28 protein-coding genes are annotated in these 22,384 nt (G+C 45.0%); 25 read left to right on the top strand and 3 right to left on the bottom strand.

Annotated elements, in window-relative coordinates; genetic code table 11:
- Positions 1 to 115 precede the first annotated feature (115 nt).
- Complete coding sequence (gene gloA2 / locus MY9_RS18745; RefSeq protein WP_014665734.1) at positions 116 to 502, bottom strand: SMU1112c/YaeR family gloxylase I-like metalloprotein; 387 nt, start codon at positions 500 to 502, stop codon at positions 116 to 118.
- Between the two features lie 125 nt (positions 503 to 627).
- Here gloA2 and prfA point away from each other — a divergent pair, with 125 nt between their 5' ends.
- From prfA to MY9_RS18730, 3 genes are read left to right on the top strand one after another with little or no spacing between them, the layout of a single operon-like run.
- Entirely contained in the window at positions 628 to 1,698 is a 1,071-nt protein-coding gene (prfA, locus tag MY9_RS18740) for a peptide chain release factor 1 (RefSeq protein ID WP_014665733.1), read from the top strand.
- 1 nt (position 1,699) lies between these two features.
- Complete coding sequence (gene prmC, locus MY9_RS18735) at positions 1,700 to 2,566, top strand: peptide chain release factor N(5)-glutamine methyltransferase (RefSeq protein ID WP_014665732.1); 867 nt, start codon at positions 1,700 to 1,702, stop codon at positions 2,564 to 2,566.
- Between the two features lie 59 nt (positions 2,567 to 2,625).
- Positions 2,626 to 2,913 (top strand): DUF5316 family protein, encoded by a 288-nt coding sequence (locus MY9_RS18730; protein WP_014665731.1) that lies wholly within the window; start codon positions 2,626 to 2,628, stop codon positions 2,911 to 2,913.
- Positions 2,914 to 2,929: 16 nt separating this feature from the next.
- Here MY9_RS18730 and MY9_RS18725 read toward each other — a convergent pair whose 3' ends face one another.
- Entirely contained in the window at positions 2,930 to 3,292 is a 363-nt protein-coding gene (locus tag MY9_RS18725; protein WP_014665730.1) for a UPF0715 family protein, read from the bottom strand.
- 140 nt (positions 3,293 to 3,432) lie between these two features.
- Here MY9_RS18725 and spoIIR point away from each other — a divergent pair, with 140 nt between their 5' ends.
- The 18 genes from spoIIR to MY9_RS18630 all read left to right on the top strand — a co-directional run bounded on the left by spoIIR (position 3,433) and on the right by MY9_RS18630 (position 17,716).
- Positions 3,433 to 4,107: a stage II sporulation protein R gene (gene spoIIR, locus MY9_RS18720; protein WP_014665729.1), complete on the top strand. Its 675-nt coding sequence runs from the start codon at positions 3,433 to 3,435 to the stop codon at positions 4,105 to 4,107.
- 65 nt (positions 4,108 to 4,172) lie between these two features.
- On the top strand, positions 4,173 to 4,616 hold the full coding sequence (locus MY9_RS18715) for a GNAT family N-acetyltransferase (protein ID WP_014665728.1): 444 nt from the start codon (positions 4,173 to 4,175) through the stop codon (positions 4,614 to 4,616).
- Positions 4,617 to 4,772: 156 nt separating this feature from the next.
- Positions 4,773 to 5,813 (top strand): L-threonylcarbamoyladenylate synthase, encoded by a 1,041-nt coding sequence (locus tag MY9_RS18710; protein ID WP_014665727.1) that lies wholly within the window; start codon positions 4,773 to 4,775, stop codon positions 5,811 to 5,813.
- Positions 5,814 to 5,891: 78 nt separating this feature from the next.
- Positions 5,892 to 6,449, top strand: a complete 558-nt coding sequence (locus tag MY9_RS18705; protein ID WP_014665726.1) for a manganese efflux pump MntP — start codon at positions 5,892 to 5,894, stop codon at positions 6,447 to 6,449.
- Positions 6,450 to 6,524: 75 nt separating this feature from the next.
- Positions 6,525 to 6,977, top strand: a complete 453-nt coding sequence (prpB, locus tag MY9_RS18700; RefSeq protein WP_040081549.1) for a protein arginine phosphatase PrpB — start codon at positions 6,525 to 6,527, stop codon at positions 6,975 to 6,977.
- Positions 6,978 to 7,133: 156 nt separating this feature from the next.
- Complete coding sequence (gene rpiB / locus MY9_RS18695) at positions 7,134 to 7,583, top strand: ribose 5-phosphate isomerase B (protein ID WP_014665723.1); 450 nt, start codon at positions 7,134 to 7,136, stop codon at positions 7,581 to 7,583.
- A gap of 12 nt (positions 7,584 to 7,595) precedes the next feature.
- Positions 7,596 to 8,138, top strand: a complete 543-nt coding sequence (locus MY9_RS18690; RefSeq protein WP_014665722.1) for a TIGR01440 family protein — start codon at positions 7,596 to 7,598, stop codon at positions 8,136 to 8,138.
- Between the two features lie 205 nt (positions 8,139 to 8,343).
- Positions 8,344 to 9,591 carry a serine hydroxymethyltransferase gene (gene glyA / locus MY9_RS18685; protein ID WP_014665721.1) on the top strand — a complete coding sequence of 416 codons (1,248 nt, stop codon included), beginning with the start codon at positions 8,344 to 8,346 and terminating at the stop codon, positions 9,589 to 9,591.
- Positions 9,592 to 9,727: 136 nt separating this feature from the next.
- The gene (gene upp / locus MY9_RS18680) at positions 9,728 to 10,357 is read left to right on the top strand and encodes a uracil phosphoribosyltransferase (RefSeq protein ID WP_003227670.1); all 630 of its coding nucleotides are present in this window, start codon (positions 9,728 to 9,730) and stop codon (positions 10,355 to 10,357) included.
- A 424-nt stretch (positions 10,358 to 10,781) separates the two neighbouring features.
- The gene (atpI, locus tag MY9_RS18675) at positions 10,782 to 11,165 is read left to right on the top strand and encodes an ATP synthase subunit I (RefSeq protein WP_003243159.1); all 384 of its coding nucleotides are present in this window, start codon (positions 10,782 to 10,784) and stop codon (positions 11,163 to 11,165) included.
- A 7-nt stretch (positions 11,166 to 11,172) separates the two neighbouring features.
- A complete protein-coding gene (atpB, locus tag MY9_RS18670; protein ID WP_014665720.1) occupies positions 11,173 to 11,907 on the top strand; it encodes a F0F1 ATP synthase subunit A in 735 nt (244 codons plus the stop codon).
- A 45-nt stretch (positions 11,908 to 11,952) separates the two neighbouring features.
- Positions 11,953 to 12,165 (top strand): F0F1 ATP synthase subunit C, encoded by a 213-nt coding sequence (gene atpE / locus MY9_RS18665; protein WP_003151167.1) that lies wholly within the window; start codon positions 11,953 to 11,955, stop codon positions 12,163 to 12,165.
- A 162-nt stretch (positions 12,166 to 12,327) separates the two neighbouring features.
- Complete coding sequence (atpF, locus tag MY9_RS18655) at positions 12,328 to 12,840, top strand: F0F1 ATP synthase subunit B (protein ID WP_014665719.1); 513 nt, start codon at positions 12,328 to 12,330, stop codon at positions 12,838 to 12,840.
- Positions 12,837 to 13,382: a F0F1 ATP synthase subunit delta gene (locus MY9_RS18650; RefSeq protein WP_014665718.1), complete on the top strand. Its 546-nt coding sequence runs from the start codon at positions 12,837 to 12,839 to the stop codon at positions 13,380 to 13,382. Before atpF ends, MY9_RS18650 begins: the two co-directional genes overlap by 4 nt.
- Before the next feature lie 16 nt (positions 13,383 to 13,398).
- On the top strand, positions 13,399 to 14,907 hold the full coding sequence (atpA, locus tag MY9_RS18645) for a F0F1 ATP synthase subunit alpha (protein WP_014665717.1): 1,509 nt from the start codon (positions 13,399 to 13,401) through the stop codon (positions 14,905 to 14,907).
- 76 nt (positions 14,908 to 14,983) lie between these two features.
- A complete protein-coding gene (gene atpG, locus MY9_RS18640; RefSeq protein WP_040081552.1) occupies positions 14,984 to 15,847 on the top strand; it encodes an ATP synthase F1 subunit gamma in 864 nt (287 codons plus the stop codon).
- 25 nt (positions 15,848 to 15,872) lie between these two features.
- A complete protein-coding gene (atpD, locus tag MY9_RS18635; protein ID WP_014665715.1) occupies positions 15,873 to 17,294 on the top strand; it encodes a F0F1 ATP synthase subunit beta in 1,422 nt (473 codons plus the stop codon).
- Between the two features lie 23 nt (positions 17,295 to 17,317).
- Positions 17,318 to 17,716, top strand: coding sequence for a F0F1 ATP synthase subunit epsilon (locus MY9_RS18630; protein ID WP_014478254.1), 399 nt, complete (start codon positions 17,318 to 17,320; stop codon positions 17,714 to 17,716).
- Between the two features lie 34 nt (positions 17,717 to 17,750).
- Here the strand turns inward: MY9_RS18630 and MY9_RS18625 are convergent, their stop codons facing one another.
- Positions 17,751 to 18,224, bottom strand: a complete 474-nt coding sequence (locus MY9_RS18625; protein ID WP_041521440.1) for a hypothetical protein — start codon at positions 18,222 to 18,224, stop codon at positions 17,751 to 17,753.
- A gap of 169 nt (positions 18,225 to 18,393) precedes the next feature.
- On the opposite strand from MY9_RS18625, the gene MY9_RS18620 reads away from it, so the two are divergent.
- From MY9_RS18620 to spoIID, 4 genes are all read left to right on the top strand, one after another.
- On the top strand, positions 18,394 to 18,624 hold the full coding sequence (locus tag MY9_RS18620) for a DUF1146 family protein (protein ID WP_003227691.1): 231 nt from the start codon (positions 18,394 to 18,396) through the stop codon (positions 18,622 to 18,624).
- Positions 18,625 to 18,759: 135 nt separating this feature from the next.
- The gene (locus tag MY9_RS18615) at positions 18,760 to 19,500 is read left to right on the top strand and encodes a YwmB family TATA-box binding protein (RefSeq protein ID WP_041521439.1); all 741 of its coding nucleotides are present in this window, start codon (positions 18,760 to 18,762) and stop codon (positions 19,498 to 19,500) included.
- 33 nt (positions 19,501 to 19,533) lie between these two features.
- Positions 19,534 to 20,844 carry a UDP-N-acetylglucosamine 1-carboxyvinyltransferase gene (gene murA, locus MY9_RS18610; protein WP_014665712.1) on the top strand — a complete coding sequence of 437 codons (1,311 nt, stop codon included), beginning with the start codon at positions 19,534 to 19,536 and terminating at the stop codon, positions 20,842 to 20,844.
- 195 nt (positions 20,845 to 21,039) lie between these two features.
- Positions 21,040 to 22,071 (top strand): stage II sporulation protein D, encoded by a 1,032-nt coding sequence (gene spoIID / locus MY9_RS18605; RefSeq protein ID WP_014665711.1) that lies wholly within the window; start codon positions 21,040 to 21,042, stop codon positions 22,069 to 22,071.
- The last annotated feature ends 313 nt before the right edge of the window (positions 22,072 to 22,384 follow it).

The raw sequence follows: 22,384 nt of genomic DNA, 5'->3' as shown, positions 1-22,384 counted from the left end.
ATACCTCCTTTTTAGCTAGGTATTCGACCATAGAATGCGGTTCCCTTCCCGTTAGACAAAACAAGAAAAGATTCGGCAAAGAAAGTGGGTATCTCCTTTTTTTCTTCAAAAAATATTATTGTTCATACAGTTCTAATGGAAGCTGGTCAGGATCAAAAAAGAAGGTGAAACGCTTGCCGGTCAGCGGATCTTTTCTGATCGGCTCTGTTTCGATTCCTTTTTCATGAAGCGCCTGAACCGCCTCATCCAAGCTGCTGACTGTAAAGGCGAGGTGACGCAGGCCTGCAGCTTCAGGCTGGGTTTGGCGTTCGGGCGGGTCGGGAAACGAGAACAGTTCAATGGCATACGAGCCGTTAAGCGACAAATCAAGCTTATAGGAGCCGCGCTCTTCGCGGTACGTTTCTTGAATCACCTGAAAACCAAGCTTATGTACGTAGAAAGCTTTCGACTTTTCGTAATCTGAACATATGATTGCAATATGATGTATGGATTTCAGCAACAATATCCCTCCTCGATTCCCAGTATAGCAGAGGAGGCTTTTAAAGCTGGGATTGAAATGCTTTTGACTGGGGTTAATCACTATACTATAATGAGAATGTTACGCACAGGAAAACAGAGGTGAAGACCGTGTTAGACCGTTTAAAATCAATCGAAGAACGATACGAAAAATTAAATGAGCTTTTAAGCGATCCAGAAGTAGTCAACGATCCGAAAAAGCTGAGAGAATATTCAAAAGAGCAATCTGATATACAAGAAACAGTTGACGTATATAGACAATACAGAGATGCGTCAGAACAGCTGGCTGATGCAAAAGCAATGCTTGAAGAGAAGCTGGACGCTGAGATGCGCGACATGGTGAAGGAAGAGATTTCTGAACTTCAGAAGGAAACGGAAACACTGTCAGAACGCTTGAAAGTGCTCCTGATCCCGAAAGATCCTAATGACGACAAAAACGTTATCATGGAGATTCGCGGAGCTGCGGGAGGCGAGGAAGCTGCTTTATTCGCTGGCAACCTGTACAGAATGTATTCCCGTTACGCTGAGCTTCAAGGCTGGAAGACAGAGATCATGGAAGCGAATGTAACCGGAACAGGCGGCTACAAAGAGATCATCTTTATGATTACGGGAAGCGGCGCATATTCTAAACTCAAATATGAAAACGGCGCCCACCGCGTACAGCGTGTTCCGGAAACAGAATCGGGCGGACGTATCCATACATCCACTGCAACGGTAGCTTGTCTTCCTGAGGCGGAGGAGGTAGAGGTTGACATCCATGAGAAGGATATCCGCGTCGATACGTTTGCTTCAAGCGGACCGGGCGGACAAAGCGTTAACACAACAATGTCTGCCGTTCGTCTGACGCACTTGCCGACAGGTGTTGTTGTATCATGCCAGGATGAAAAATCTCAAATCAAGAACAAAGAAAAAGCAATGAAGGTTCTTCGTGCCAGAATCTATGATAAATTTCAGCAGGAAGCCCAGGCTGAATATGATCAAACACGGAAATCAGCAGTCGGATCTGGTGACCGTTCTGAACGTATCCGCACATACAACTTTCCGCAAAACCGTGTGACGGATCACAGAATCGGTTTGACGATTCAAAAGCTTGATCAGATTCTTGAAGGAAAACTTGACGAAGTGGTTGAAGCGCTGATCGTAGAAGATCAGGCGAGCAAGCTTCAGCAGTCGGAAGGTTAAGATGAAGACGATATTCGAAGCCCTGAAATGGGCTTCTTCTTATTTAACCGAAGCGGGAAGAGAAGAAAATGCTGCCGAACTGCTATTGCTTTATGATACTGGAATGGAGAGAAGCAGGCTGCTCGCCAGCTTGCAGGAACCGATTGGCGACGACGAACTGTATCGCTTTACGCGTCACGTTGAGATGCATAAAGAGGGCGTGCCGGTGCAATACATTATCGGAAAAGAGTTTTTTTACGGGCGGGAATTTATGGTGAATGATGATGTGCTGATCCCGCGGCCGGAAACAGAAGAGGTTGTCCTTCATTTGCTTGAAAAATATCGTAATGTCTTTTCTGAAGATGACCGGCTCGAAGTCGTTGACGTTGGTACAGGGAGCGGCGCGATAGCCGTCACGCTTGCGCTTGAAAACCAAAGCTTTTCTGTGTCAGCAGTCGATATTTCGAAAGAGGCGCTGCAAGTCGCCTCTGCCAATGCAGAAAAACTTGGAGCGAATGTGCGCTTTTATCAGGGCGATCTGCTTGAGCCTTTTATTAAGGCGGGAAAAAAAGCAGATATCATTGTCTCGAACCCGCCATATATTTCAGAGGAAGAAATGGCTGATCTATCAGAAATTGTCCGTTTTCATGAGCCGCTGCACGCGCTCACTGATGGCGGAGACGGGCTGAAATTTTATAAGCGTTTTATGGAAGACATCCCGCTTGTCATGAAGGAGAAAGTATTTGTCGTTTTTGAAATCGGCTGGAAACAGGGGGCGGCGGTCAAAGACCTGATCCTCAAGGCGTTTAAGGAAGCGGAAGTGGAAGTGCTGAAAGATATTAATGGAAAAGACAGAACCATATGCGCTTTGATTCATAAAAATAAATAAGCAGCTTGCCGGCGAGTGAATGGATCAAGCTGTTGAACACCAGCAAAGGGGATGTAAACATGAAAAAGGCCCTGACAGCAGGAATCCTGCTCATCGCGATTGAGAGCATGATTGGCACCATTTTTTCACAGGCTCCTTCATATGAAGCGATTTTTGGCGTTGCGTCTCTCGTTTTAGTCGGGCTCGCGATCATCACATCGGGTTTGGCTGTAAGCGGAAGCGATCAGCGGGCAAACTACCATTCAGAAACCAAAGAAGGCCGTACATCACGTCTAAAAATGGCAGCCGCTTTTTTTGTTGCGGCGATACCTTCCATTCTATGTTATTTGCTGACGGTTTTGTTTTAATAAAAAAGGAAGCCTTTTAGGCTTCCTTTTTTTGCAGTAAAACAGAGTCCCATATCCAATAGATAAGAGCTGTTAATACAGCGAAAAGATAGAAGGCTGTATTTTGAAACAGAGATTGTCCCGAAGGCTGAAGCACGCCGAAAATGATCGCGTTGGCAATAAAAGCAGCGACAAGGTAATACAGCAGGTACAAAGGGCTGAACCGTTTCGGCTTTTTATTCATCATGATTTGAAGCGGCAGTGCGAAGATCAAATAAGGAAACAGAAAATAAAATGCCATTGTGATGAGAGCGGCAATAATAAATGAATGAATATAAATAACCGAATAAAGAACCGACATCGTGAATGCTGATAAGAGCACTGTATAATTGTATTTCATCTTAAACCTCCTAAAACACTATCGTACCATAAATAAGATTAACAGCTTGCTAGATTTTTTTCACCCTGCACGTTTACCCCAGGTTCTCCTTGTCCATAATAGGGCTAGAAACAAAGCACGGAGAGGAACGGTGGGGACCGATGAAAAAAACAGTAATCATTTGTATATATATCTTTCTTTTATTATCCGGAGCGCTCGTAGGGCTTGCGAAAGAAGAGACGGCACAGCAATCAGAAAATCAGCCGGTGGTCATACCGGGTCAGGCGATTCGTTTGAGAATATTGGCAAACAGCGATAGTGATCAAGACCAGCAATTAAAACGTCATATCAGAGATGCGGTGAATAAAGAAATCACAACTTGGGTAAAGGATATTACTTCTATTGAAGAAGCGCGTCGTGTGATTCGCTCAAAGCTGCCTGAAATCAAAGCGATTGCAAAGGAAACGATGGAGAAAGAAGGAGCGAATCAGTCGATATCCGTTGATTTTGACAAAATCTCGTTTCCGACAAAGCTTTACGGCAACATGGTTTATCCAGCCGGTGAGTATGAAGCGATTTTGATCACGCTTGGAAACGGCGACGGCGCCAACTGGTGGTGTGTGCTGTTCCCGCCCCTCTGCTTTCTCGATTTTTCTAACGGGGAAGCCGTCAAAGAACAAGAAGATAAAGAAGCCTCAAAAAAGCAGACTGAAAAAGTGCTTGAGGACGTAACCGCTAAAGCAGAGAAAGCAAAAAAAGAAGAGAAAGAAGAGAAGGAAGACGGCACAGAAGTGAAATTCTTCTTAGTCGAATGGATTTCCGACCTTTTTTCCTAATCATCTGGTCTAAAAATAGATTTGCCTCATAGATTTGAAGAAAGAACGAAAAACGGGGTGAACGGATGTTTTATCAACTGCGGGTGGCAAGGGAAAAAGACGGAGAGGTGCTTGAGGAATTTTTAAAACAGGCGAAAACCAGCTATGAAGGCGTGAAAGAAGGCTTCACTCAATTTCTTATGCTGGAGGACAATGAGAAAAACATTGCCGGCTGCCTCGGAATTGAAAAAATAAGCTGTGACCAGGGCCTGCTGCGGTCGCTGGTCATATCGGACAAGCTTCACCAAGGCCATATTGTCACGCTTTTTCAAAGCATGGAGGTGCTGTGCGAAAAGCATCAAATCAAAACCGTATATCTAGTAGCGAATCAGCTTTCCTCTGCGGACTTTCTGACGGCCATGGGATTTGAAAGAGCTGAAAGTGTACCGGAAGAACTGTTCTCTTCTGATCATTTCTGTGAATCGCGGCAAACAGAAGGGGCCGTTTTGATGAAAAAAACGTCTGGATAAATGCAGTTTATACACATACTTATCCACTTCTTTATTAGCGTTGTCCACAATTTGTGGATAACGCTTGTTTTATTACAGGACATCTTTTATACTTTCAAAAGGATTACACGCGTAAAACAATCGTTTTATTGTTGTGAATAAGGAGTTTGGTCAGAAATGAAAACGAAAAGATGGTTTGTGGATGTAACTGACGAGTTATCCACAAATGATCCACAAATTGCACAAGCAGCCGCTTTGCTCCGAGAAAATGAGGTCGTTGCCTTTCCGACAGAAACGGTATATGGCCTAGGCGCAAACGCGAAAAATACGGATGCCGTCCAAAAAATATATGAGGCAAAAGGGCGGCCGAGCGATAATCCCTTGATTGTCCACATTGCGGATATCAGTCAGCTTGAGGATTTAACGGGCCAAGCGCCGGAAAAGGCGAAAACATTGATGAAGCGATTTTGGCCGGGAGCACTTACGCTCATTCTGCCTTGCAAACCCGGTGCGCTTTCACCTCGTGTAACGGCAGGTCTTGAAACGGTTGCTATTAGAATGCCGGATCATCCGCTTGCCCTTGCATTGATTCGTGAATCGGGACTGCCGATTGCAGCACCGAGCGCCAATCTATCAGGCAAGCCAAGTCCCACAAAAGCGGAGCATGTGGCTCACGACTTGGATCGCCGCATAGCCGGTATTATGGATGGAGGCCCTACCGGAATCGGAGTCGAATCAACCGTGCTTTCATGTGCGGACGACATCCCTGTTCTCCTGCGTCCGGGCGGCATTACGATGGAACAAATTGAAGCGGTGATCGGACCGATCCATGTGGATAAAGGGCTCAGCGACCAAAATGAGAAGCCGATTTCTCCAGGGATGAAATATACACATTATGCGCCGACAGCGCCGCTTGCCATTTGCGAAGGCAGCCCAGAGCGCATGCAGCACCTCATTCAAGAATATCAACAGGGTGGAAAACGAGTCGGTGTCCTGACGACAGAAGAAAACGCGAGCGTTTATTCCGCTGATTATGTAAAGAGCTGCGGAAGACGTGCTCAGCTTGAGACTGTTGCGGCAGGGCTGTATGATGCTTTACGCAGCTTTGATGAGAATAATGTGGATGTTATTATCTCGGAATCCTTTCCGGACACAGGTGTCGGTCTCGCCATTATGAACAGGCTGATGAAAGCCGCCGGAGGAAGAGTGATTCGCTGAAAGCAGTCGGATGTTCTAACCCTTTTTGGACACGCATAGGCTAAAAAAGCGGGGCGTGTCCAAGGGGGTTATTTATGTATGTCGGATTTGTTTATAGGCGAACTGATGACATTAAGCATCATGGCGTTTGCTTTAGGGATGGATGCTTTTTCTGTCGGCCTTGGAATGGGCATGGTCAAACTCAGAAAGAAGCAGATATTCTATATCGGTTTCATCATCGGCCTTTTTCACGTTATCATGCCTCTCGCGGGGATGGCGGCCGGTAACATGCTGTCAGGGCTCCTCGGCGTGTTAGCGGTTTATATCGGAGGGGCGCTGCTTTTTGTTCTTGGGGTTCAAATGCTTATGGCTTCTTTTAAACAGTCAGAAGAACGATTGATGTCGCCGGCAGGGCCGGGCTTATTGCTGTTTGCCGTCGGCGTCAGCCTTGACAGCTTTTCCGTCGGCTTGAGCTTGGGGATATACGGCTCGCATCCGCTCCTCACAATTACTTTGTTCGGGCTGTTCAGCACGATGCTGACATGGCTGGGCCTGCTGATCGGGAAACAAGTGCAGTCATGGCTTGGCACATACAGCGAAGCGCTCGGGGGCATCATATTAATCGTATTCGGCCTAAAGCTGCTATTGCCAATTTAATATACCAATAAAAGAAACGAAGTCGCCGTTTCTTTTTTCTTCATATATAATAGAGAAAAATAAGGGGTGACTGACATGGATATTATTTTTGTCTGTACTGGAAATACGTGCCGCAGCCCAATGGCTGAGGCGCTTTTTAAATCAATTGCAGAAACGGAAGGGCTGAATGTCAGTGTCCGCTCGGCAGGCGTGTTTGCTTCGCCTAATGGGAGAGCGACGCCTCATGCAGTCGAAGCGCTGTTTGAAAAACACATTGCCCTTAATCATGTGTCTTCTCCATTAACTGAAGAACATATGGAATCGGCAGATTTGGTTCTGGCTATGACCCATCAGCACAAACAGATCATTGCCAGCCAATTTGGACGTTATCGTGATAAAGTGTTTACATTAAAAGAATATGTCACAGGCAGCCATGGGGATGTTATCGATCCGTTCGGCGGCTCAATTGACATCTATAAACAAACGCGAGATGAGCTTGAAGAACTTCTTCGGCAGCTGGCAAAACAGCTGAAAAAAGAAGGCAGGTAAGTTGCCAGAATATCTGCAAACAGGTCATTTGCAAATCCTGCGTGAAGGAGTAGAATATAGTGAAAAGCACATCATATGGTGTGAATCAAAGAGCGGACAGGCTGCGCGGTCAATAAAGCGGGCGGGCCGCATCACACACGCTGGGAGGAAAAGCAGATGAAAGTAGCCATTGCATCGGATCATGGCGGCGTTCACATTCGAAATGAAATCAAAGATTTAATGGACGAATTGCAAATTGAATATATTGATATGGGCTGCGACTGCGGCAGCGGCTCTGTCGATTATCCGGATTATGCTTTTCCGGTGGCCGAAAAAGTGGTTAGCGGCGAAGTTGACAGAGGAATTTTAATTTGCGGGACAGGCATCGGCATGAGCATTTCCGCAAATAAAGTAAAAGGGATTCGCTGCGCGCTGGCGCACGATACCTTCAGCGCCAAGGCGACGAGGGAGCATAATGACACAAACATCCTTGCGATGGGTGAACGGGTGATCGGCCCTGGTTTGGCTCGGGAAATCGCAAAAATCTGGCTGACCACTGAGTTTACCGGAGGAAGACACCAAACGCGTATTGGAAAAATCTCAGATTATGAAGAGAAAAACCTGTAGGGGTGCTGTTTAATGAATGAGATGAAACAAACGTGGCAGGCGATGCTGTCTGAGTTTCAGGAACAGGCTGAATTGAAACAAGATCAGCTTTTCGTCCTTGGATGCAGCACGAGTGAAGTGGCTGGCAGCCGGATCGGCACATCGGGGAGTGTAGACATTGCAGAAAGCATCTACAGCGGACTTGCCGAGCTTCGGGAAAAAACGGGAATCCATCTCGCGTTTCAATGCTGCGAGCATTTGAACAGAGCGCTTGTTGTCGAAGCAGACACGGCCCGGCTGTTCAGGCTTCCAACCGTTTCTGCCGTGCCCGTTCCAAAAGCGGGAGGCGCGATGGCGTCTTATGCGTTTAAACAGATGAAGTCTCCCGTTCTTGTTGAAACCATTCAGGCTGACGCAGGAATCGATATAGGCGATACGTTTATCGGCATGCATCTGAAGCCGGTGGCTGTCCCTGTGCGTGTCTCTCAAAACAGCCTCGGTTCAGCCCATGTGACATTAGCGCGTACACGGCCGAAACTAATCGGCGGAGTGCGGGCGGTTTATGATTGCGAATGAAAGGACTGCATGGCCAGTCTTTTCTTTTATTTTAAGACAGTGATATAAATTCCGAACTTTAAATTAAATTTAAGTTATCATTATTCGTTTTTACCAATAAAAATTTAGATTTTTTAAAAATAATCTTTTACATCGGCCTTAAAAACCATGTACAATAGTGATGGTAAAACAAAGAACAGGATACGGATAGGAGAGGATCTCGCTGATGAAACATTTACCTGCGCAAGACGAACAAGTGTTTAACGCCATTAAAAATGAGCGTGAACGCCAACAGACTAAGATCGAATTGATTGCTTCTGAGAACTTTGTAAGTGAAGCGGTTATGGAAGCACAAGGATCTGTTTTGACAAATAAATACGCAGAAGGATATCCGGGCAAACGCTACTACGGCGGATGCGAGCACGTCGATGTCGCTGAAGATATCGCTCGTGACCGCGCGAAGGAAATCTTTGGAGCGGAGCATGTAAACGTTCAGCCGCATTCAGGCGCACAAGCAAATATGGCAGTGTACTTCACGATTTTGGAGCAAGGCGATACTGTACTTGGGATGAACCTCTCCCACGGCGGCCATTTAACACACGGAAGCCCAGTCAACTTCAGCGGTGTTCAATATAACTTTGTTGAGTACGGCGTAGATAAAGAAACTCAATATATTGATTACGATGACGTGCGTGAAAAAGCCCTCGCTCATAAACCGAAGCTTATCGTAGCAGGAGCAAGTGCGTATCCTCGTACAATCGACTTTAAGAAATTCCGTGAAATTGCTGATGAAGTCGGCGCTTACTTCATGGTGGATATGGCGCATATCGCAGGACTTGTTGCGGCAGGCCTTCATCCAAACCCGGTTCCTTATGCTGATTTCGTTACAACAACAACACATAAAACACTTCGCGGTCCTCGCGGCGGTATGATCCTTTGCCGTGAAGAGTTTGGCAAGAAAATTGATAAATCAATCTTCCCTGGCATTCAAGGCGGCCCGCTGATGCACGTTATTGCCGCAAAAGCTGTTTCATTCGGCGAAGTATTGCAGGACGATTTCAAAACATATGCACAAAACGTCATTTCAAACGCGAAACGTTTGGCTGAAGCGTTAACGAAAGAGGGCATCCAGCTTGTTTCAGGCGGAACTGACAACCACCTTATCCTTGTTGACCTTCGTTCTCTCGGACTGACTGGTAAGGTTGCAGAGCACGTACTTGATGAAATCGGTATTACATCTAACAAAAACGCGATTCCATACGATCCTGAAAAACCTTTCGTTACAAGCGGTATCCGTCTTGGTACAGCTGCTGTAACCAGCCGCGGTTTTGACGGAGACGCATTGGAAGAAGTCGGCGCTATCATTGCGCTTGCATTGAAAAACCACGAAGATGAAGGGAAACTTGAAGAAGCAAGACAGCGTGTAGCTGCTCTGACTGATAAATTTCCTTTATATAAAGAATTAGATTATTAAGATCCAAAAAACCCGCATGGCGCTTATGCCCGGCGGGTTTTTTGACGATGTTCTTGAAACTCAATGTCTTTTTTTGTAGAATCAATAGAAGTGTGTAATTGTTGATGGGACAATAAAAAAGGAGCTGAAACACAGTATGGGAAAGGTTTATGTATTTGATCATCCTTTAATTCAGCACAAGCTGACATATATACGGAATGAAAATACAGGTACGAAGGATTTTAGAGAGTTAGTAGATGAAGTAGCCACACTTATGGCATTTGAAATTACCCGCGATCTTCCTTTGGAAGAAGTGGACATCAATACACCGGTTCAGGCTGCAAAATCGAAAGTCATCTCAGGGAAAAAACTCGGAGTGGTTCCTATCCTAAGAGCAGGATTGGGAATGGTTGACGGCATTTTAAAGCTGATTCCCGCTGCAAAAGTGGGGCATGTCGGCCTTTACCGTGATCCTGAAACCTTAAAACCCGTGGAATACTATGTCAAGCTTCCTTCTGATGTGGAAGAGCGTGAATTCATCGTGGTTGACCCGATGCTCGCTACAGGCGGTTCCGCAGTTGAAGCCATTCACAGCCTCAAAAAACGCGGTGCGAAAAATATCCGTTTCATGTGTCTTGTAGCAGCGCCGGAGGGTGTGGAAGAATTGCAGAAGCATCATTCGGACGTTGATATTTACATCGCGGCGCTTGATGAAAAATTAAACGAAAAAGGCTATATTGTTCCAGGTCTCGGAGACGCGGGAGACCGCATGTTTGGAACAAAATAAAAAAGAAAACCCCAAAATAAAGGGGTTCTTTTTTTATCCAGTTTTTTGATATTCGGTCAATTTGTATACAATTATAGGTGAAAATGTGAACATTCTGTGGAGACGTAAAGTATAAAAAGTTTTTTAACTTTAAACAGATTGACACATGTTAGGGGCTATTGTATGCTAAACGAGGGTATTATGAGAAGGTTTTCATAGCTTTCATTATAGTCCTCATCCCCAATGTAAATCCTCTCAGCAAACCCGTATTATGAGGATTTATTTAAGCGAATGAAACAGCATCCCTGCAAGGCTTGCGGATGAATGATTTTTTCGAACAGGCCCGTTTTTTGCCGGTCAAAAAAGGTCTTCTACTAAGGGTTAACCGCTGATTTTTGCCGTATCCAAGCTATACATTATTTTTTCATCAGGAGACAGATAATTGATGGACGATCCCAAGCTTACATTTAGCAGACAACGCAAATATTTATTGTTCATTTTGGCAGTGTATGTACTGGGTTATGGTTTAACAGCGTATAAAACCGTTTTTTTAGGCCTTATTCTGGGAACTGTTTTCAGTTTGTTTAATTTTTTACTGCTCGTCAGGAGAATGAATGCTTTTGACAGAGCTGTTGAGAAAGGAAAGTCCATACGATCTCTCGGGAGCGCAGCGCGGTGGTGCAATGCGATTCTTGCTGTGGCTGTCGCCTATAAAAATCCCGAATATTTTCATATGGCAAGTACAGTTATTGGATTAATGACAATATACCCTGTCATTATGATAGATTCCTTTATCCAGCTTAAACGTTCATCAATGGAAGAGAGGTGAAAACCCTTTGAATCATGGTTACAGAACTATAGAATTTCTAGGTCTTACTTTTAATCTGACAAACATTCTGATGATTACTGTGGCGAGTGTGATTGTTTTATTGATTGCTATATTAACGACAAGAACGCTTTCGATCCGTCCTGGAAAAGCCCAGAACTTTATGGAATGGATTGTTGATTTCGTCCGCAATATTATTGGCAGTACAATGGATTTAAAAACAGGGGCTAACTTCTTGGCACTTGGTGTCACATTGCTGATGTACATATTTGTGTCGAATATGCTGGGGCTGCCGTTTTCTATTACAATCGGACATGAGCTCTGGTGGAAGTCTCCGACAGCGGATCCTGCCATTACATTAACGCTAGCCGTGATGGTTGTTGCTTTAACCCACTACTATGGTGTGAAGATGAAAGGGCTCAAGGAATATTCCAAAGACTATTTGAGACCTGTGCCATTCATGCTCCCGATGAAAATCATCGAAGAGTTTGCGAATACGCTGACTCTCGGTTTGCGGCTTTATGGTAACATCTTCGCCGGAGAGATTCTTCTCGGCCTGCTTGCAGGATTAGCGACAAGCCACTATTCGCAAAGCGTGGCTCTCGGTCTTGTCGGTACAGTCGGCGCGATTCTGCCGATGCTGGCATGGCAAGCATTCAGTTTATTTATTGGTGCCATCCAGGCATTTATCTTTACGATGCTGACGATGGTGTACATGTCTCATAAAATCAGTCATGATCATTAAAACATTATATCCAAACGGATAACATTTTAAAGGAGGAACTTTTTCATGAATTTAATAGCAGCTGCGATCGCAATTGGTTTAGGCGCACTTGGTGCAGGTATTGGTAACGGTTTGATTGTTTCACGTACGGTAGAGGGGATTGCCCGTCAACCGGAAGCAGGTAAAGAACTAAGAACTCTTATGTTCATGGGTATCGCATTAGTTGAAGCCCTTCCTATTATCGCTGTCGTTATCGCATTCTTAGCGTTCTTTGGCTAAGCATAAAAGCCTTATATGAACTAAAAATGGCGAAGATCATTCCAAGAGAACCTTCGCCATTGCTTTATGTCTGATAAGCATCCCGCCTTGCCGGCTGAAAAGAGACAAGTGCGGCTGCTGGATCAGCAAAGAAAAACCTGCAGAAGGGAGTTGCCGTAGTAGATGTCTCAATTACCACTTGAACTAGGATTGTCGTTTAACGGCGGAGATATCCTGTTCCAACTGTTAGCTATGTTAATCTTATTAGCGCTTCTGAAGAAATACGCTTTAGGGCCGCTATTAAACATAATGAAACAGCGTGAAGACCACATCGCTGGAGAAATTACGTCTGCTGAAGAAAAAAATAAAGAAGCGCAGCAGCTGATTGAAGAGCAGCGCGTTCTTTTAAAAGAAGCAAGACAGGAATCCCAAACTCTTATCGAAAACGCAAAGAAACTGGGAGAGAAGCAAAAAGAAGAGATTATTCAGGCTGCACGTGCAGAATCTGAACGTCTGAAAGAAGCAGCAAGAACTGAAATCGTGAAGGAAAAAGAACAGGCGGTTTCTGCTCTCCGTGAGCAAGTAGCGTCTCTTTCTGTCATGATTGCGTCGAAAGTGATCGAAAAAGAACTGGATGAACAATCTCAAGAGAAATTGATCCAGGACTATCTTAAAGAGGTAGGAGAAAGCCGATGAGTGGATCAGCTGTCTCTAAACGATATGCATCAGCTCTTTTTGATATAGCCAATGAGTCCGCTCAGCTGAATCAAGTAGAAGAAGAGCTAATTGTTGTAAAACAAGTATTTCAAAATGAAAAAGCGCTTAATGATGTGTTAAACCATCCGAAGGTGCCGGCTGCGAAGAAAAAAGAGCTGATTCAACATGCATTTGGCTCTTTGTCACAGTCCGTACTCAATACGATTTTTCTTTTGATTGACCGCCATCGTGCCGCGATTGTCCCTGAGCTCACAGATGAGTTTATCAAACTCGCAAATGTGGCCCGTCAAACAGAAGACGCAATCGTATATTCAGTGAAACCGCTGACGGATGCAGAAATGTTACCATTATCACAAGTGTTTGCAAAAAAAGCCGGAGTCGCTTCACTGAGAATCAGAAATGAAGTGCAGACGGATTTAATAGGCGGCATTAAAGTCCGCATTGGAAACCGGATTTATGACGGCAGCGTAAGCGGGAAGCTTCAGCGCATCGAACGTCAATTAGCCGGGGAAAATCGATAGAAGGGGTGAAACCTAAGTGAGCATCAAAGCTGAAGAGATTAGCACACTGATAAAACAGCAAATACAAAATTATCAATCTGATATTGAAGTTCAAGACGTAGGTACAGTCATCCAAGTCGGTGACGGTATTGCTCGTGTGCACGGCCTTGACAACTGTATGGCCGGTGAACTTGTCGAATTTTCAAACGGTGTTTTGGGTATGGCTCAAAACCTTGAAGAATCAAACGTAGGTATCGTCATCTTAGGACCTTTCAGTGAGATCCGTGAGGGAGACGAAGTAAAAAGAACAGGCCGCATCATGGAGGTCCCTGTTGGTGAAGAGTTAATCGGCCGTATCGTAAATCCGCTAGGCCAGCCGGTAGACGGACTTGGCCCGATCCTGACAAGCAAAACTCGTCCGATCGAAAGCCCTGCGCCAGGCGTTATGGACCGTAAATCCGTTCATGAACCGCTTCAAACCGGTATCAAAGCGATCGATGCACTGATTCCAATCGGCCGCGGCCAGCGTGAGCTGATCATCGGTGACCGTCAAACAGGTAAAACATCTGTTGCGATCGATGCGATCCTGAACCAAAAAGACCAAGACATGATCTGCGTATATGTAGCGATCGGTCAAAAAGAATCAACAGTCCGCGGCGTAGTAGAAACATTGCGTAAACACGGCGCGCTTGATTATACAATTGTTGTAACGGCGTCTGCATCACAGCCGGCACCGCTTCTGTACCTGGCACCGTATGCTGGGGTTACAATGGCAGAAGAATTTATGTACAGCGGCAAGCACGTTCTTGTTGTATATGATGATCTTTCTAAACAAGCAGCTGCTTACCGTGAGCTGTCCTTGCTTCTTCGCCGTCCGCCAGGCCGTGAAGCGTTCCCTGGGGATGTATTCTATCTTCATTCCCGTCTGCTTGAGCGTGCAGCAAAGCTTAGCGACGCGAAAGGCGCAGGATCAATTACAGCTCTGCCGTTCGTAGAAACACAAGCCGGAGATATCTCTGCTTATATTCCGACGAACGTCATTTCCATCACCGACGGACAGATCTTCCTGCAATCTGATTTGTTCTTCTCAGGCGTACGTCCAGCGATCAACGCCGGATTGTCTGTATCCCGTGTCGGCGGCTCAGCGCAAATCAAAGCGATGAAAAAAGTATCAGGTACTTTGCGTCTTGACCTTGCGTCATACCGTGAGCTGGAAGCATTCGCTCAATTCGGTTCTGACCTCGACCAAGCGACTCAGGCAAAACTGAACCGCGGTGCGCGTACAGTTGAAGTGCTGAAGCAGGATCTGAACAAGCCGCTTCCGGTTGAAAACCAAGTAGCCATTCTTTATGCGCTGACAAAAGGATATCTTGATGATATTCCTGTGGCGGATATCAGACGTTTTGAAGAAGAGTACTATATGTACCTTGACCAAAACCATAGAGACCTGCTTGACGGAATTGCGAAAACAGGAAACCTTCCTGCTGATGAAGACTTCAAAGTTGCAATCGAAGGCTTCAAACGCACATTTGCACCAAGCAACTAACTCGAATGCTGATGAGAGAAAAAGGTTCTCTTTTTCTCTCTTTTTACGCAGATGAAGAGAAAAGGTGGTGAAATCTTTGGCCTCATTACGCGATATTAAGTCAAGGATCACGTCAACGAAAAAAACGAGCCAGATTACAAAAGCCATGCAGATGGTATCTGCGGCTAAGCTGAATCGTGCTGAAAACAATGCAAAATCATTTGTGCCATATATGGATAAAATCCAAGAGGTTGTGTCAAACGTCGGGAGAGTTTCCGGCAACGTGAAGCATCCGATGCTTCTCAGCAGAGAAGTGAAAAAAACGGCATACCTTGTCATTACCTCTGACCGCGGTCTTGCCGGCGCTTTTAACAGTTCGGTTTTACGAAGTGCTTATCAGGCCATGCAGGAACGTCATCAGTCTAAGGATGAGTATGCGGTGATTGCCATCGGAAGAGTGGGCCGTGATTTCTTTAGGAAACGTGAGATTCCGATCATTTCCGAGTTAACAGGGCTTGGAGATGAAGTAACGTTTACAGAAATTAAGGATCTTGCCCGTCAAACGATCCAAATGTTTATAGACGGTGCGTTTGATGAACTGCACCTTGTTTATAACCATTTTGTCAGCGCCATTTCTCAAGAAGTAACGGAGAAAAAACTTCTGCCGTTATCTGATTTGGGCAGCAGCGGCGGAAAAAGAACGGCGTCTTATGAATTTGAACCATCTGAAGAGGAGGTTCTGGAGGTTTTGCTTCCTCAATATGCAGAAAGCTTAATCTTCGGTGCGCTTCTTGACAGTAAAGCAAGTGAGCACGCTGCAAGAATGACGGCGATGAAAAATGCGACAGATAACGCGAAGGAACTTATCGATTCACTTTCGCTTTCATACAACCGTGCTCGCCAAGCAGCCATCACACAAGAAATTACGGAAATTGTCGGCGGAGCAGCCGCTTTAGAATAGAAAGATTTTGTCAGGAGGGATAGCGATGAAGAAAGGACGCGTTAGCCAGGTATTAGGACCGGTCGTCGACGTGCGTTTTGAAGACGGTCACTTGCCTGAAATTTATAATGCGATTAAAATTTCACAGCCAGCTGCAAGTGAAAACGAAGTAGGTATTGATTTAACGCTTGAGGTCGCTCTTCATTTAGGCGATGATTCAGTCCGTACAATCGCAATGGCATCTACGGATGGTGTTCAGCGCGGTATGGAAGCTGTAGATACAGGAGCGCCAATCTCAGTACCGGTTGGTGATGTAACACTCGGACGTGTATTTAACGTTCTTGGAGAAAATATTGATTTGAATGAGCCGGTTCCTGCGGATGCGAAAAAGGATCCGATTCACAGACAGGCGCCTTCATTCGATCAGCTTTCAACAGAAGTTGAAATTCTTGAAACAGGTATTAAAGTTGTTGACTTGCTTGCTCCTTACATCAAGGGCGGTAAAATCGGATTGTTCGGCGGTGCCGGTGTAGGTAAAACCGTATTAATCCAGGAATTAATCAACAACATCGCGCAAGAGCACGGCGGTATCTCTGTATTCGCCGGCGTAGGAGAGCGTACTCGTGAAGGGAACGACCTTTTCTATGAAATGAGTGACTCTGGCGTAATCAACAAAACAGCCATGGTATTCGGACAAATGAACGAGCCGCCGGGCGCACGTATGCGTGTTGCTTTGACAGGCCTAACAATGGCTGAGCACTTCCGTGATGTACAAGGACAGGACGTACTGTTCTTCATCGATAACATTTTCCGTTTCACACAAGCGGGTTCTGAGGTTTCAGCCCTTCTTGGCCGTATGCCTTCTGCGGTTGGTTATCAGCCGACGCTTGCAACTGAAATGGGTCAGCTCCAAGAGCGTATCACGTCTACGAACGTTGGATCAGTTACATCTATCCAGGCGATCTACGTGCCTGCCGATGACTACACTGACCCGGCGCCGGCGACAACGTTCGCTCACTTGGATGCGACAACAAACCTTGAGCGTAAATTAACTGAAATGGGTATTTACCCTGCGGTTGATCCGTTGGCATCTACATCACGCGCCCTTGCTCCTGAAATTGTCGGAGAAGAGCATTATGCTGTTGCACGTGAAGTACAGTCAACGCTTCAGCGTTACAAAGAGCTTCAAGATATCATTGCGATTCTCGGTATGGATGAATTAAGTGATGAAGACAAGCTTGTCGTTCAACGCGCACGCCGTATCCAGTTCTTCCTTTCTCAAAACTTCCACGTGGCTGAACAGTTCACTGGACAAAAAGGTTCTTACGTGCCTGTAAAAGAGACGGTACAAGGCTTCAAAGAAATCTTAGCCGGTAAATACGACCATCTTCCAGAAGATGCGTTCCGTCTTGTAGGCCGTATCGAAGAAGTTGTTGAGAAAGCAAAAGAAATGGGTGTAGAAGTTTAATCTGGTCCTAGGAGGGTAAAAGCATGAAGACCGTTAAAGTCAATATCGTTACTCCCGACGGCCCAGTATACGATGCGGATATCGAAATGGTGAGTGTGAGAGCCGAAAGCGGCGATCTCGGTATTTTGCCAGGTCATATTCCAACCGTGGCTCCTCTTAAAATCGGCGCTGTCCGTCTGAAAAAAGACGGACAGACTGAAATGGTTGCCGTCAGCGGCGGATTTGTAGAAGTCCGTCCTGATCAGGTCACCATCCTAGCCCAGGCTGCCGAGACAGCGGAAGGCATCGATAAAGAGCGCGCTGAAGCTGCACGCCAGCGGGCGCAGGAGCGTTTGAATTCTCAATCAGATGATACTGACATTCGTCGGGCTGAGCTTGCGTTACAGCGGGCTTTGAACAGATTGGATGTAGCAGGGAAATAAGAAAAAATCCTTCTCTTTATGAGAAGGATTTTTTTTATGAACGCACTAGAGAATCAAACAGCGACAGCAGCGGGCGATCCTCTTTTTGGCGCAAGTATAAACCATCACAGGTATTCATGGTATTCCACGATTTGCGATGTCTTCTAAAGCCCAGTGTATAAGCGCCGTCTTTATACGGATAAGGTTTTACAACCCATTCAGCATCTTCATGGCGGGCAATCACGCAATCTATAAGATAAACACTGATCATTTTCTCGAATTCTTCAATAGGAAGATTCCAATCAGCAAGCAAAAGCTCTTGTATACTTTGAAAATAGAGGTTTTCCAGCTCTTCAAGGCTTTCTCTCGTATAGGTAAGAGAAATGTTAAAAAACTGACACAATTCATTCAGTTCTTCAATCTGTGACTGTCTATAATCATAATAGAATGCAATTGCTTCCCATTCCTGTTCAAAAATTGGCAGGTCCTCACCATATTGCTTTTCAGGCTGAAAAAAAGAATGATTCACATTTGCCAGCTCCTTTCCAATAAAGTATATCATGTAAAAGAATCACACTTTAAGTGGGGGTTAGCCCTAGATTTGGCTGATTATTCCGTTCTGTATAAAATGTATCATCTTTATCTGCGCTTCTTATATAATAAGAAAGGGTATGAGCGCAGAGAAAGGAGTGTAATAGATGAGTGTATTGGGACAGCAGGCTGCAATCGGCATTGTCGTTCACCTGATTTTTATAGCAGTGACTTGGTGGGCGCTGCAAGCCGTCAATATAGATCCGCTAATCAAAAAAGGCAAAGTCGTGCAGGCAAGACTCCTGATGATTTTGCTGACAATCGCTATTGGAACGGCGGTTGCGAATTTCTTTTTAGATTACCTCAATTATTCACAGCAGCTTCCCTATCTATTTTAATAGGTTTTGACTATCGTCATCATGGGAATGGTTGGAGGAAGCGGGGTTGAAGCTATAGCTCGAGTTTTGACGAAGATTTTTACGTATGGCGCCTCTTGCCTCCGGTAAAACTGGGGATAAGGGGGAGAGATGAACATGAAGAAAAAACAAGTAAGCCACGCCATTATGATTTCCGTCATATTAAGCTTCGTCATTGCTGTTTTCCATACCATTCATGCGAGTGAATTAACGCCGTTGGCACAAATAGCAGAGGGGATGGAACGCCAAGATGTGTCAATAGATAAGTGGACTTTGCATGCAAAACAAAACATGTCACTGACCGAAAAAGAATTTGATCAAAAAGTGCAACGTTTAAAATCAGAGTATCGTCAATATGATTGGACGATTGCGCAGGAAGATAAAGTCGTAAAGGCAATTGGCACATATACTGACAAAAAAAATCGCACTTCTTTTAGACTGCAGCTTGTCACAACCCTCAAAAAACACAACCCAACTTCGTATTTATTATATGAGCAAATGAGTCTTGAGACACCGGATAGCTGGAATGATACATATGAACAGTTTGAACGGGAGACACTTGGGATATTCCAAGAAAAAGTAGTTATTTTTACTTGTCTAAATGGTCATTTAGATGATAATATGAATATTGTTTTGCAAAAAAAAGCAAATCAGTTATTAAATGAATTTCAAGCAAGATCAGTAGAACATGTAGTTGAGCCAAATTTCGTTTCTATTTCTGCGTTTACAGATGAGTGGGAAGAGTACATTATGACCTCGAAACATAAGATGAATTTGCAAATTGCACTTAGAAGTGCAGGAATGGGCGGAAAACATACCGTTACGGTTGGCACACCAATCGTTACGACTGAATATTAATATAGAGAATTTAGGGACGCGGAGGGGAATACCTTGGAAAAAATCATCGTCCGCGGCGGTCAGAAGTTAAACGGCACAGTCAAAGTTGAAGGCGCTAAAAATGCCGTTTTACCTGTTATCGCTGCATCTTTATTAGCAAGTGAAGAAAAAAGCGTAATTTGTGATGTACCTACGCTCTCCGATGTATATACAATTAACGAAGTGTTGCGTCATTTAGGAGCAGATGTGCATTTTGAGAATAATGAAGTGACTGTGAATGCTTCATACGCTTTGCAAACTGAAGCACCTTTTGAATATGTTCGTAAAATGCGTGCGTCTGTGCTTGTCATGGGGCCGCTTCTTGCGCGTACAGGTCATGCAAGAGTTGCGCTTCCGGGTGGATGCGCAATTGGTTCCAGACCGATTGATCAGCATTTAAAAGGTTTTGAAGCAATGGGCGCTGAAATCAAAGTCGGTAATGGCTTCATTGAAGCTGAAGTAAAAGGCCGACTGCAAGGCGCAAAAATTTATCTGGACTTCCCAAGTGTAGGAGCTACAGAGAACCTGATTATGGCAGCTGCTTTAGCTGAAGGAACAACAACGCTGGAAAACGTGGCGAAAGAACCCGAAATCGTTGATTTAGCAAACTATATCAACGGCATGGGCGGAAAAATCCGCGGAGCTGGCACCGGCACCATCAAAATTGAAGGAGTCGAAAAGCTTCACGGCGTAAAACACCATATTATTCCTGACCGTATTGAAGCGGGCACATTTATGGTTGCTGCTGCAATCACTGAAGGAAACGTATTAGTAAAAGGAGCGGTTCCTGAGCACCTCACCTCTTTAATCGCAAAAATGGAAGAGATGGGTGTAACAATTAAGGATGAAGGTGAAGGCCTGCGTGTCATCGGCCCGAAAGAACTGAAACCGATTGATATCAAAACAATGCCTCACCCGGGCTTCCCGACTGATATGCAGTCACAAATGATGGCGCTTCTGCTTCGTGCAAGCGGCACAAGCATGATTACAGAAACTGTTTTTGAAAACCGTTTTATGCATGCGGAAGAATTCCGCCGTATGAATGGTGATATCAAGATTGAAGGACGTTCTGTCATCATTAACGGTCCTGTACAGCTTCAGGGAGCTGAAGTTGCAGCGACTGATTTGCGTGCAGGTGCAGCGCTGATTCTTGCGGGGTTAGTGGCTGAAGGTCACACACGTGTTACTGAACTGAAGCACTTAGACCGCGGTTACGTTGATTTCCATAAGAAGCTTGCTGGTCTGGGCGCAGACATCGAACGTGTAAATGATGAGTCTGCTTCTGAGCAAGAGAATAAAGAAGTCGTTTCTGACTTAAATGCATAAACTTACTTGAAAATCAGTATGTCACTCTGGCATACTGGTTTTTTATTTTTTGTGTATTATCATCATTATGCGCAAAATAGCAAAAAAGAATACGTAAATGACAAATAAAGTTTCTGTCCAAAACGAGAGTCATATTAGCTTGTCCCTGCCCATAGACTAGACTAGAGTCGAATCCCGAGCAGGAGGCAGCTGAATATGAAACAATTCGCAATCACACTATCCGTACTATGTGCATTGATTCTCTTGGTTCCCACACTCTTGGTTATACCATTCCAGCATAATAAGGAAGCGGGGGCCAGTGTAGAATCAGAAAAGACAGCAGTCAGCACGAAACCAGCATCGAAAGGAGCAGAAACATTGAAAGCATCACCTGTTTCTATTCCCGTCTATCGAACCGCAAATCAATCCGTAGAAAACATTCCGCTTGAAGAGTATGTGATTGGAGTCGTCGCCTCCGAAATGCCGGCAACCTTTGAATCTGAAGCACTGAAAGCCCAGGCCCTCGCCGCCAGAACATTTATTGTCAGACTGATGGTGTCAAATTCAGCGGTAGAGGCCCCTAAAGGCTCACTGGTGGATGATACACAAATGTTCCAGGTGTATAAAAACAAAGCGGAGCTGAAAAAACAGTGGGGCACAAGCTATGAATCAAAACTGAAGAAAATCACTGATGCGGTTGCCAGTACGCAAGGCAAAATCCTAACGTACAACAACCAGCCGATTGAAGCCTCCTTTTTCTCCACAAGCAATGGCTATACAGAGAATGCAGAAGCTTATTGGACAAGTGCTATCCCATATTTAAAAAGCGTCAAAAGCCCATGGGATAAAAAGTCTCCGAAATATAAGTCAACAAAAACCTTTACAGCGGCAGAGTTTGAGCAAAAGCTCGGCGTCAAGCTGGATGGGTCTAGCGCAGTAGGAAGGATTACCGGAGAGACACCGGGCCACCAGGTCGCAACAGCCGTCATTAACGGCAAGACGCTGAAAGGAAGAGACATACGTGAAAAGCTGGGCCTCAACTCCGCCGATTTTGATTGGAAGCGAAATGGAGACACAATTACAGTCACGACGAGAGGATTTGGCCACGGTGTAGGGATGAGCCAATACGGAGCGAATTTTATGGCGAAAGAAGGAAAAACGGTTGATGACATCGTGAAGTACTATTATCAGGGCACACAAATTTCTGAGGCCGATTCGTTTTTGAATAAATATATGGCGAAAAAGTAGAAAAAGACGCTCATTGAGCGTCTTTTTCTATTCCTGAATGTCTTTTATCTAAGGGCGGTTGAAACGGTTTAGAGGAGCTTCTGGCAGTCTTTAAGGACCAGTCCTTTTTTCCTGATTGCAGGTTTTAAGATTGTGGTAAAGTCATCCACATTTGTCGACAGACTTCGACAGACTCATATAACGAAAGCCGAAAGGCGGACAATCTTCTTTTTTCATAGGAGCGTTAGGTGGAAATCACTAATAAAAACATAGGTTTCTATGCAAAAGTAAACAACAGCAATGGGGAAGCCCGCCCTATTTATTTCTCGGTTTT

Origin of the sequence: Bacillus sp. JS (assembly GCF_000259365.1) — a bacterium.
GTDB lineage: Bacteria > Bacillota > Bacilli > Bacillales > Bacillaceae > Bacillus > Bacillus stercoris.
The sequence above is the reverse complement of the archived record's forward strand: the minus strand, read 5'-3'. Positions and strand labels throughout refer to the sequence as shown.

Bases quoted from the DNA above. Each gene is read 5' to 3' on its own strand.
- MY9_RS18710 (WP_014665727.1), top strand. From the start codon at position 4,773: ATGAAAACGAAAAGATGGTTTGTGGATGTAACTGACGAGTTATCCACA.
- atpF (WP_014665719.1), top strand. From the start codon at position 12,328: ATGTCTCAATTACCACTTGAACTAGGATTGTCGTTTAACGGCGGAGAT.
- spoIID (WP_014665711.1), top strand. From the start codon at position 21,040: ATGAAACAATTCGCAATCACACTATCCGTACTATGTGCATTGATTCTC.
- glyA (WP_014665721.1), top strand. From the start codon at position 8,344: ATGAAACATTTACCTGCGCAAGACGAACAAGTGTTTAACGCCATTAAA.
- atpD (WP_014665715.1), top strand. From the start codon at position 15,873: ATGAAGAAAGGACGCGTTAGCCAGGTATTAGGACCGGTCGTCGACGTG.
- MY9_RS18705 (WP_014665726.1), top strand. From the start codon at position 5,892: ATGTCGGATTTGTTTATAGGCGAACTGATGACATTAAGCATCATGGCG.
- upp (WP_003227670.1), top strand. From the start codon at position 9,728: ATGGGAAAGGTTTATGTATTTGATCATCCTTTAATTCAGCACAAGCTG.
- prpB (WP_040081549.1), top strand. From the start codon at position 6,525: ATGGATATTATTTTTGTCTGTACTGGAAATACGTGCCGCAGCCCAATG.
- spoIIR (WP_014665729.1), top strand. From the start codon at position 3,433: ATGAAAAAAACAGTAATCATTTGTATATATATCTTTCTTTTATTATCC.
- atpI (WP_003243159.1), top strand. From the start codon at position 10,782: ATGGACGATCCCAAGCTTACATTTAGCAGACAACGCAAATATTTATTG.
- prmC (WP_014665732.1), top strand. From the start codon at position 1,700: ATGAAGACGATATTCGAAGCCCTGAAATGGGCTTCTTCTTATTTAACC.
- MY9_RS18650 (WP_014665718.1), top strand. From the start codon at position 12,837: ATGAGTGGATCAGCTGTCTCTAAACGATATGCATCAGCTCTTTTTGAT.
- MY9_RS18630 (WP_014478254.1), top strand. From the start codon at position 17,318: ATGAAGACCGTTAAAGTCAATATCGTTACTCCCGACGGCCCAGTATAC.
- rpiB (WP_014665723.1), top strand. From the start codon at position 7,134: ATGAAAGTAGCCATTGCATCGGATCATGGCGGCGTTCACATTCGAAAT.
- MY9_RS18725 (WP_014665730.1), bottom strand. From the start codon at position 3,292: ATGAAATACAATTATACAGTGCTCTTATCAGCATTCACGATGTCGGTT.
- MY9_RS18715 (WP_014665728.1), top strand. From the start codon at position 4,173: ATGTTTTATCAACTGCGGGTGGCAAGGGAAAAAGACGGAGAGGTGCTT.
- MY9_RS18690 (WP_014665722.1), top strand. From the start codon at position 7,596: ATGAATGAGATGAAACAAACGTGGCAGGCGATGCTGTCTGAGTTTCAG.
- atpE (WP_003151167.1), top strand. From the start codon at position 11,953: ATGAATTTAATAGCAGCTGCGATCGCAATTGGTTTAGGCGCACTTGGT.
- MY9_RS18620 (WP_003227691.1), top strand. From the start codon at position 18,394: ATGAGTGTATTGGGACAGCAGGCTGCAATCGGCATTGTCGTTCACCTG.
- MY9_RS18730 (WP_014665731.1), top strand. From the start codon at position 2,626: ATGAAAAAGGCCCTGACAGCAGGAATCCTGCTCATCGCGATTGAGAGC.
- MY9_RS18615 (WP_041521439.1), top strand. From the start codon at position 18,760: ATGAAGAAAAAACAAGTAAGCCACGCCATTATGATTTCCGTCATATTA.